Here is a 3,911-nt window from a genome sequence, read left to right on the forward strand (position 1 = left end):
CCGTCGCCCCGCTCTACGACATGCCGGCGCAAGAACAACACCAAGGAGAACCTTCATGATCGGTTACACGTTCGGCTTCAGCAGCGTCCTGATCGTCTTCGTCGTCGTGCTCGTCGCGTCGTCGATCCGCATCTTCCGCGAGTACGAGCGCGGCGTCGTATTCATGCTCGGCCGCTTCTGGAAAGTGAAGGGGCCGGGGCTCGTGCTGATCATCCCGATCGTCCAGCAGGTCGTGCGGATCGACCTGCGTACCGTCGTGTTCGACGTGCCCGCGCAGGACGTGATCACGCGCGACAACGTGTCGGTAAAGGTCAATGCGGTCGTGTATTTCCGCGTGGTCGATCCGGAGAAGGCCGTGATCCAGGTGGCGCGCTTCTTCGAGGCGACGAGCCAGCTCGCGCAGACGACGCTGCGCGCGGTGCTCGGCAAGCACGAACTCGACGCGCTGCTCGCCGAGCGCGAACAGCTGAACGCCGACATCCAGAAGACGCTCGATGCGCAGACCGATGCGTGGGGGATCAAGGTATCGACGGTCGAGATCAAGCACGTCGACCTGAACGAGACGATGATCCGCGCGATCGCGCGGCAGGCCGAGGCCGAACGCGAGCGGCGCGCGAAGGTGATCCATGCGGAAGGCGAACTGCAGGCGTCGGAGAAGCTGCTGCAGGCCGCGCAACGGCTCGCGCTGCAGCCGCAGGCGATGCAGCTGCGCTATCTGCAGACGCTGACGACGATCGCCGCGGACAAGAACTCGACGATCGTGTTTCCGCTGCCGGTCGATCTGCTGGGGGCGTTGCTGGAGCGGTTGGGAGGGAAGCGGGAGGGGTGAGCTGGCATCCGGATTCGCCGGACGAGGAACGACAGGAATCGATATCGACCGGCGCCGGCCATCTGCCGAATGGTATGGAAGGTGGCCACCCACGATCCATTGGCGTATACAACGAGATCCGCTTGCATGGCAGTACGGATCAACAATGGGCAAAACTCGGACAAGGAATACGGTATCGGCGACGCCAACCAGGGCGTATGGCAAGGTGGCCCTCAGCGCCGACGAAACCCTGCATCGCTTGTGGCAACGCGGCCTGCGCATCGACGATCGCCCCGCGAATTTACGCATGCTCCGGTCGATCGGCCATTTCCGGTTGCTGGTCTACATGCGCCGGTTTCAGAACCCCGCTACCAAACGGTTCTGGCCTCGAACCCGGTTCTCCGACATCGTTGAACTCTACGCATTCGATCGACGTCTGCGCTCGGTCACGATGGATGCGGTCGAGCGCATCGAGGTTGCGTTGCGCGCCGCACTCAGCAATCCCCTCGCAATCGACTACGGCAGCCATTGGTATGTCGAGCGGGACCGTTTCGTCGACCTGCGCCACTACGCGCGCGTCCTGGATCAGATCGCCCGCGAATGCGAAACCCGGAAAGGCTCGGCGCTGACTCACTACTATCGAACCTACGCCAGTCCCGACCTGCCGCCAATCTGGCTGGTCTGCGAGCGGCTGAGCCTGGGCGCGTTGTCCCGGATCTTCAGTGCGCTCTCGATGCGCGACCGCAAGGTCGCCGGGCGCCATGCATGGCCGGACATCCCTGATACGGTGCTCACCAGCTGGCTGCAATCGCTCACCGACCTGCGCAATGCATGTGCGCATCACGCTCGGCTCTGGGGAATAAAGCTGACGGTATCGCCTCCCGCCAAGCCGGCCGGGCGAAGTCTCATCCGCTATGCGCCGGAAATGACCCGGCCGGAGACGTTCTACGCCCGTGCGACGATGATGAAGGCCCTGCTCGACCCGCTCGGTCATGGCGGCGAATGGCGCGACACGCTGCGAGCGACGCTGACGGGGTGCGAGCACGTGGATCCGGCGACACATCTCGGCTTCACGACCGATTGGCACTCGACTCCAGCGTGGCAGTGAAGTCAGAGCGCATACGACGGAACGCGCGACAAGATGCCCGTCACGCGCCGTCTTCGACAGCGATGCATTTTGACATCCCGTCGATACTTCGCTAGCATCGTCGATGAAAACGCTGGGGACGCCTCTCGACGATGCGCAACACCTCAGACGGCAAAAGGACGCGCAAGCGTCCTTTTTTTATTGCCGAATGTCTATCGGCCTTGCGCGCACGTCGAGTGCCAAATCGGCCCCTTTGCCGGATTCGTTGTCACCGCGATACCTGGCCGCCATGCAGCGCGCCCCCTCGGAGACGGCCTCCTATCTAGAGCCTCCCCTCCATTTCCCCCTTCCATTAGGACAAATCCTCACTCCCCGGCATCCGGAACCGTCTATGATCATTACATCGCACAATGACACATTAAATGCTGACTGAATAACCCGCGACGGTGACGCCGGCGGACGCATTCCGGATCAGCGCCCCTTTGGAGACGCATCATGGCCGACCACCATCCGCTGCCGGAAGTCCACCTCGACGAGCTGCCGCAATTTCGCGCGGTCCAGCAGCTTGCGTACCGCTGCGTCGAAACCGTCGGCGCGATGCTCTACCCCGGCATCACCGAAAAGGAAGCCGCGCGCCTGCTGACCGAATGGCTGCAGGACAACGGCGTGCACGACTGGCTGCACAAGCCGTTCGCGTGGTTCGGCGACCGCACCGCATTCGAGGGCTTCTCGGGCCTCAAGCACATGGGCGGCTTCAATCTCGCGTTCTTCCCGAGCAACCGGCAGCTCGAGACCGACATGCCCGTGATCCTCGACGTCGCGCCGGTGCTCGACGGCATCGTCGCCGATGTCGGCTACGCGCACTGCCTCGGCCACAACCCGATCCTCGAACAGCTGCAGGACGACCTGATGGACCATCGCGACATGATCGTGCGGCTCGTGAAGGAGCGTCGCTCGATGGCCGAAGTCGCGCAGGAGGTCGACGCGCTGTGCCGCCGCCAGGGCGTCGAGCCGCGCCACAAGGCCTATCCGTTCAAGGTGCTCGCGCACCGCGTCGCGAAGATCCACAAGCTGTCGAAGCCGCGTTTCGTCGCGCGCTTCGGGCTGAATGCGACGCGCAACCTGCTGCTCGACCAGGGCCGCGCGGCGAAACAGCAAGGCTGGTCGCCGCTGTGGTCGATCGACCGTCGCTCCGAGCATGCACCGGTGCCCGGCCTGTGGGCCGTCGAGCCGCATCTCGGCTTCTCTGGCGTCGGCGCGAAATTCGAAGAGCTGCTGGTCATCACCGAAGACGACGCGTACTGGCTCGACGAAGACTTGCCGCACGTGCGCCGCTGGCAGCGCCGCCAGGCCGAGCGGACGCAGGCCGTCGCGACCGTGCCGGCCGCCGCCTGAAGAAAACGCGCCCCTCCTCCCGAATCCCTGAACGACGGACTCACGATGCAGCCTCTTTCCGACGAAGCGCCGCTGGCCCTGTTCGAATCGGTTCATAGCGAAACGGCGGTCGCCTCCGGCGACCTGACGCTCGCGGTCAAGACCTGGGGCGACCCGGCCCGCTCGCCGGTCGTGCTCGTGCACGGCTATCCCGACGACAGCAGCGTCTGGCAGCACGTCGCGCCGCTGCTCGCGCGCAAGCACTACGTGATCGCGTACGACGTGCGCGGCGCGGGCCTGTCCGGCGTGCCGAAGCGCACGGCCGACTACCACCTCGCGAAGCTGACCGACGATTTCGTCGCGGTGATCGACGCGCTCTGCCCCGGCCGCGCCGTCCACCTGGTCGCGCACGACTGGGGCTCGATCCAGGGCTGGGAGTTCGTCACCGATCCGCGCCTCGCCGGCCGCATCGCGTCGTACACGTCGTGCTCGGGGCCGTGCCTCGACCACGTCGGCTTCTGGCTGCGCGAACGCGTGCTGCGCCCGACGCCCGCGTCGCTCGCGAAGCTCGGCGGCCAGCTCGTGCGCTCGTGGTACGTGTACCTGTTCCACCTGCCGTTCATCCCCGAGCTCGGCTGGCGG

4 protein-coding genes are annotated in these 3,911 nt (G+C 65.2%); all 4 read left to right on the top strand.

Going from position 1 to position 3,911, the window contains the following annotated elements; all coding sequences use genetic code 11:
- The first annotated feature begins 55 nt into the window (after nucleotides 1-55).
- Nucleotides 56-829 (top strand): slipin family protein, encoded by a 774-nt coding sequence (locus tag JYJ84_RS30670; protein ID WP_011354319.1) that lies wholly within the window; start codon nucleotides 56-58, stop codon nucleotides 827-829.
- Nucleotides 830-1,034: 205 nt separating this feature from the next.
- Complete coding sequence (locus JYJ84_RS30675) at nucleotides 1,035-1,916, top strand: Abi family protein (protein WP_240201925.1); 882 nt, start codon at nucleotides 1,035-1,037, stop codon at nucleotides 1,914-1,916.
- A gap of 474 nt (nucleotides 1,917-2,390) precedes the next feature.
- The gene (locus tag JYJ84_RS30680; RefSeq protein WP_043180198.1) at nucleotides 2,391-3,290 is read left to right on the top strand and encodes a M24 family metallopeptidase; all 900 of its coding nucleotides are present in this window, start codon (nucleotides 2,391-2,393) and stop codon (nucleotides 3,288-3,290) included.
- A gap of 45 nt (nucleotides 3,291-3,335) precedes the next feature.
- On the top strand, nucleotides 3,336-3,911 hold a 576-nt coding region (locus JYJ84_RS30685), incomplete at its 3' end, for an alpha/beta fold hydrolase (protein ID WP_205189890.1).

It is taken from the genome of Burkholderia sp. LMG 13014 (assembly GCF_905232215.1).
Taxonomy (GTDB): domain Bacteria; phylum Pseudomonadota; class Gammaproteobacteria; order Burkholderiales; family Burkholderiaceae; genus Burkholderia.

Coding starts and splice junctions, on each gene's coding strand:
- JYJ84_RS30680 (WP_043180198.1), top strand. CDS start 2,391: ATGGCCGACCACCATCCGCTGCCGGAAGTCCACCTCGACGAGCTGCCG.
- JYJ84_RS30670 (WP_011354319.1), top strand. CDS start 56: ATGATCGGTTACACGTTCGGCTTCAGCAGCGTCCTGATCGTCTTCGTC.